General features: G+C 63.9%; 4 protein-coding genes. All 4 read right to left on the bottom strand.

From position 1 onward, the window contains the following. Positions 1-553: trehalose-phosphatase (gene otsB / locus EOA49_RS30175; protein WP_127243537.1), on the bottom strand; the 553-nt coding region annotated here is incomplete at its 3' end. Continuing rightward, positions 550-2,343: a trehalose-6-phosphate synthase gene (locus tag EOA49_RS30170; protein WP_067328827.1), complete on the bottom strand. Its 1,794-nt coding sequence runs from the start codon at positions 2,341-2,343 to the stop codon at positions 550-552. The genes EOA49_RS30170 and otsB, both read right to left, overlap by 4 nt. Before the next feature lie 188 nt (positions 2,344-2,531). Beyond that, positions 2,532-4,694 (bottom strand): amylo-alpha-1,6-glucosidase, encoded by a 2,163-nt coding sequence (locus EOA49_RS30165; protein WP_067328824.1) that lies wholly within the window; start codon positions 4,692-4,694, stop codon positions 2,532-2,534. Positions 4,695-4,734: 40 nt separating this feature from the next. Then, positions 4,735-5,020, bottom strand: a 286-nt coding sequence (locus EOA49_RS30160; RefSeq protein WP_127243536.1) for a glycosyltransferase, incomplete at its 5' end; no start/stop codon positions are given.

Raw genomic sequence — 5,020 nt, 5'->3', positions numbered from 1 at the left:
GCATGAAGCGCCGGATCGCGGCGCCCTTGGCCGCCTCTAGCGGCATCAGTTCGACACCGGCATTGCCGGCAATTACGCGGTAGCCTTTCGGCAGCCGGGCAAGTGCTGTCTCGACCAGTTCCGTCGCGCGGGCCAGCAATTGCGGCGCTGCCCGCGTGTGGATGGCGAGCACCGGCCCCTTGCGCTCGACATAGACGGCCTTGCTTGCCAGCTCCAGCTCGATTTCGTCGGCAAGTGCGGCCATATCCGCCGGCTCGTCGGCGGCCTCGATTTGTCCGTCCGGTGTCAGCCTGTGCTCCAGCCCGTAGAGGCCGGCGATTCGCAGCTTCAAAGGCTCGAACAGCCGGTCGACGGCCGCGATAGAGCGGCCGGTGATGAAAGCCAGCGCTCCATCCAGCCGGCGCTCGACCGCTTGCAGCAGCGAACGCAACTCCGCGCTGACCGCGACGCTATCTGGATGGGCGGCGTGCTCGAGCAAGGTGCCATCGATATCGAGGAAGAGCGCCCACCGGCCTTCGGGAAGCGGTGGTGTCAAATCTGCTTGGATGTTCATCGGAATCCGACTGCCTGTTTGCGTTCGAAGATAGAGACGACATTGTCGCCGTTGGTGTTTGCCGAGCGGTCGGACAAGGCCGTGACGCGGTCGAGCTCGCCGCGCTTCCTCAATCGCGCCGCGTCGAGCAGCATGCTGCCGGCCCAGCGATAGACATTGTTGTCGCGTACGATCTCGCGCATGCGGCGCATGCGCTCGCGCTGCTCGTCGGGCCCCATGACCAGCGCCTGCCGCATGGCTTCGCTCATCATCGCCGCGTCGTAAGGATTGACGATCAGCGCCTCGAGCAGTTCGCGCGAGGCGCCGGCAAACGTGCTGAGCAGGAGCACGCCCTCTTCGTCGTCGCGCGCGGCAACGAACTCCTTGGCCACGAGGTTCATGCCGTCATGCAGGCTGGTGACGAGGCAGATGTCGGCCGCGCGGTAGATCTTGTAGACGTCCTTCTGCGAGTGATGCTCGGCCACGAGTACGACCGGACGATAGCTGCCGTTGCCGTAGCGCTCGTTGAGTCCCTCGGCGAGCCGCTGGCATTCCTCATGCAGGTGCTTGTAGGCCGGCAATGTGCCCCGGCTCGGTGCGGCGACCTGCAGGAACACCGCCTTGCCGATCATTTCAGGGTAGCGGATGAACAGTTCCTCCAGCGCATGGAAGCGGTCGAGAATGCCCTTGGTGTAGTCGAGGCGCTCGACACCGACGCACAGCTTGGCGTCGGCTGGAATCCCGAACCGCTCGCGGATTTGCGCGCGGCATTCCTCGACCGGCGGCAGGCTCTTCAGGAGTTGCACTGGCCATTCGATAGAGATGGGGTAGGCGTGGACCAAAGTCGTCTGGCCGCCATAGGACACCGCGGCATCCGCCCGTTCGATCCGGCTCTCCATGAAGCGGTCGACGCTCTCGGTGAAGTTGTTGGCATGGAACTGGGTGTGGAAGCCGATGATCGAGCTGCCCAGCAGCCCATCCAGAATGCGCTCGCGCCACGGACAGATGCTGAACACTTCCGAATTCGGCCACGGGATGTGCCAGAAGGTGATGACAATCGCCTCGGGCAGGCGCTCGCGGATCATGCGCGGCAGCAGCGCGAAATGATAATCCTGGACCAGCACGATCGGCCTCTCGTTGCGCGCCTCGGCAACCACCGTTTCGGCGAATTTGCGGTTGACGGCCTCGTAGGCCGCCCAGTCCGACTCGCGGAAGATCGGTCGGGTAAAGGCTATATGGCAGAGCGGCCAAAGCCCTTCATTGGCGAAGCCGAGATAATAGCCCTGATATTCCTCATCGGTCAGCCAGACCCGGCGCAGGGCATAAGATGGATTTTCGGGCGGCACCTGTACCCGGTCGTGGCGGTCGACGACCTGACGATCCGCGCTTCCGCCGCCATAGGCGATCCAGGTGCCGGCGCAGGCGCGCGTGATCGGCTCCAGTGCCGAGACCAGTCCGCTCGCCGGCACGACGAGCTCGACATCGCCGTTCTCGTCCTCATTGTGGATGTAGGGCTCGCGGTTGGAGACGACGATGACCTGTGCGTCCGGCAGATCCTCGGCAAGGATCTTGCGCAGCGTCTCCGGTGACCAGGTGACGAGGGCGGCGTCGACCGACTGCCCGTTCTTCTCGAATTCGCGCAACACCTTGCGTGCGGCTTCCGATGCGACGTCCTCGCCCGCACCGGGCGTGTTCACAGCCGTTGCATGCTGGTGACGGTGCCTGGTTATTGAGACGAAGATCGCGAGAGCGCTGAGTCCGAGACTAGCTAGGATAAGGACCCACAAGAGGTCGACGCCATACTGTGCCATTGATGCCAGGTTGCCTCCGGCTGTTCGCTATTTTGTTTTCGTTCTTGCCGGCTGCGGAGAGGTGTGCCGGTTCCGGTTTGCAAACGCATAGGGCGCTCGTCGGTTCCGACATTTTTCGACTGCCGGATGCATTTGCGGAACTCCGCTCTCGTAACGGTTTTCCGTCCGGAATTGCGCAATCGACCCGTCTAAGTCCGCACAATCAGCGGCACCAGGCCCTCATGCCGATCGGCGAGGAAGGCAACGACGCGGTCCCCGACACGCTGGAAGGTGAGGTCGATAGTCTTATTGCCGACGGACAGATGCCGGAGCGTGAGCGTGTCGATACCGATAGGCATCCGTGGGCGGGTGACGCGCAACTCGCCTTTCCAACCGTCGATTTCCAGACCGAGGCAGGCCTGCATCAGCATGAAGGTGGAGCCGGCCGACCAGGCCTGCGGCAGACAGGCGACAGGATAGGCGATCGGCGCCTCGCCTGGCGCCCGGGTGAAGCCGCAGAACAATTCCGGCAGCCGCATGTTGAAGTGCACGGCCGACTCGAACGTGCCGCTCATCAGCCGCACGACACTTTCGCGCTCGCCATAGCGCGAGAGGCCGACACCGCAGAGCGCCGTGTCGTGCGGCCAGATCGAGCCGTTATGGTAGGACATTGGGTTGAAGAAGATCGCGTCGTCCGCAAGCGTCCTCAGTCCCCAGCCGGAATGGAAGGAAGCCGACAGCAATTGATCGGCGACAATCTTGGCACGCTCCGGCTGCGGCAGCCCGGCATAGAGCAGATGCCCCGCATTTGACGTTCGCACCTTGCAGGGCTGGCCTTCGCCGTCGATCGCGATGGCGTAGAAGTTTAGATCCTCGATCCAGAAGTCACGCTCGACGGCGATCCGCATTTCCTCGGCGCGGTTCTCCCAATGTTCGGCATCGGCAAACTCGCCGCGGCGGCGTGCGAGCGCGGCAAGGCCGCGATAAGCGGCAAAGACATAGCCTTGCACCTCGACCAGCGCGATCGGTCCTTTGGGCATGCGGCCATCGGCATGGAAGACCGAGTCGACGCTGTCTTTCCAGCCCTGGTTGGCGAGGCCGGACTCCGCCGCGCGTTGGTAGGTGACGAAACCCGTTGCCCGGCTTGCCTCTTCCGTCCACTCGGCGGCCGCCTTGAGCGATGGCCAGAGCGTGTCGATGAAGGCCATGTCGCCGGTGCGGTCGGCATAGGCGCAGGCGAGATGAATGTAGAGCGGGGTCGTGTCGACGCCGCCATAATAGCGGCCGAAGGGAAGCTCGCGCAGTGCCGCCATTTCGCCCTTGCGCGTCTCATGCATGATTTTGCCTGGCTGGGAATCGATGAAGGGCGACGTCTCCGTCGCCTGATGTTCGGCAAGGAACGCCAGCACGCCGCGCGCGAGACCCGGATTGAGCCACAGCATCTGCAAGCCGGAGATCACGCCGTCGCGGCCGAAGGCCGTGGAGAACCACGGGATGCCGGCATAAGGATAAGGCCCGGTAGGAAGCTCGGTGGTAAGCAACGCGACATCCGCGCGGGCGCGTTCGACCCAATCGTTGAAGACGCGACCGGAGCTGTGGACGGTGGCGCCATGCCGGCGCTTGGCGCGCATGGCAAAACGCGCGCGTGCGGCAGCGGCCCGGAACCGGTCGCGATTGGGCGTTTCGGCAACTTCCGGTCCCACTTCGACATAAAGCACCTTGCTGCTGCGCTTGGTCACCGCGATGAGGAAGTCGGCACGATTGTCGCTCAGTTGGTCGGGAGCTTGCGAGAAGGAGATTGCCGACTGGCGCGGCAGGCCGTCGAGACCGTCATAGCCGAGCATAACGGACGCCTTATCGGTCTTCGCCAGATGGACCGTTCCACGTTTCGGCCGTGTCGAGCCGCGCACCTCGAACATGTCGCGAAAGTCGGCGGCGAAATGCAAGGAGATGGCGATGGTCGAATGCTCGCGGCTGTAGTTGGAAAGCGTGATGCGATCGAATAGCCTGTCCTGCCAGATCAGCCTGACGCGCTCGATATGGATCGCGCCTTGCGGAATGTCGCGGCCGGCGGCGCTCTGTATCGGCAAGTTGGTGAGGTTGCTGGTGAAGAGAACATTGTCCTGGCTGAGCGAGGCGCCGAGCAGCGACATCGGCCTGCCGCCGATCGTCAGGCGGAACTCGGAAAGAACGCGCGTGTCGTCGCGAAAGAAACCGTCGCCGGCGCCCCTGATGTCACCATAGGCGTCGGTGACCGCGAAACAATCGCCCTGTTTGAGCGCGAACAGCCGGTGCGGCTCCCGCGGCGCCGTTTCGTCGAGCGAGGCAAGGGCTACGGCGGGATCGAGCTTGCGCTCGTCGAGCTGCGTCATTCGTCCCCTCTTCGCTTGCCCCGCCCCAAGAGAATGCCGATCAGGAGGCTCTCGCCTCCTGGATACCGATCAGGCGCATATAGGCGGCAAGATAGTCGCGCGCCATCCTGGTGGCTGAAAACCGCTTTTCGAAGACCACTCTCACCTGCCGTCGGTCAAGTCCGAGCAGGGCCGGCATCGCAGCGACCGCATCATCGACAGAGTCCACGACAAAGCCGGTCACGCCCTGGTCGATGAGCTCCGGCAGGGCGCCGCAGTTCCAGGCGATTACCGGCGTGCCGCAAGCCATCGCCTCGATCGGCGCCAGGCCGAACGGCTCCGGCCAG

The organism is Mesorhizobium sp. M1A.F.Ca.IN.020.04.1.1 (assembly GCF_003997315.1).
Lineage (GTDB): Bacteria > Pseudomonadota > Alphaproteobacteria > Rhizobiales > Rhizobiaceae > Mesorhizobium.
Note: the sequence above shows the minus strand (reverse complement) of the source record. Positions and strands in the feature narration are given on the sequence as shown.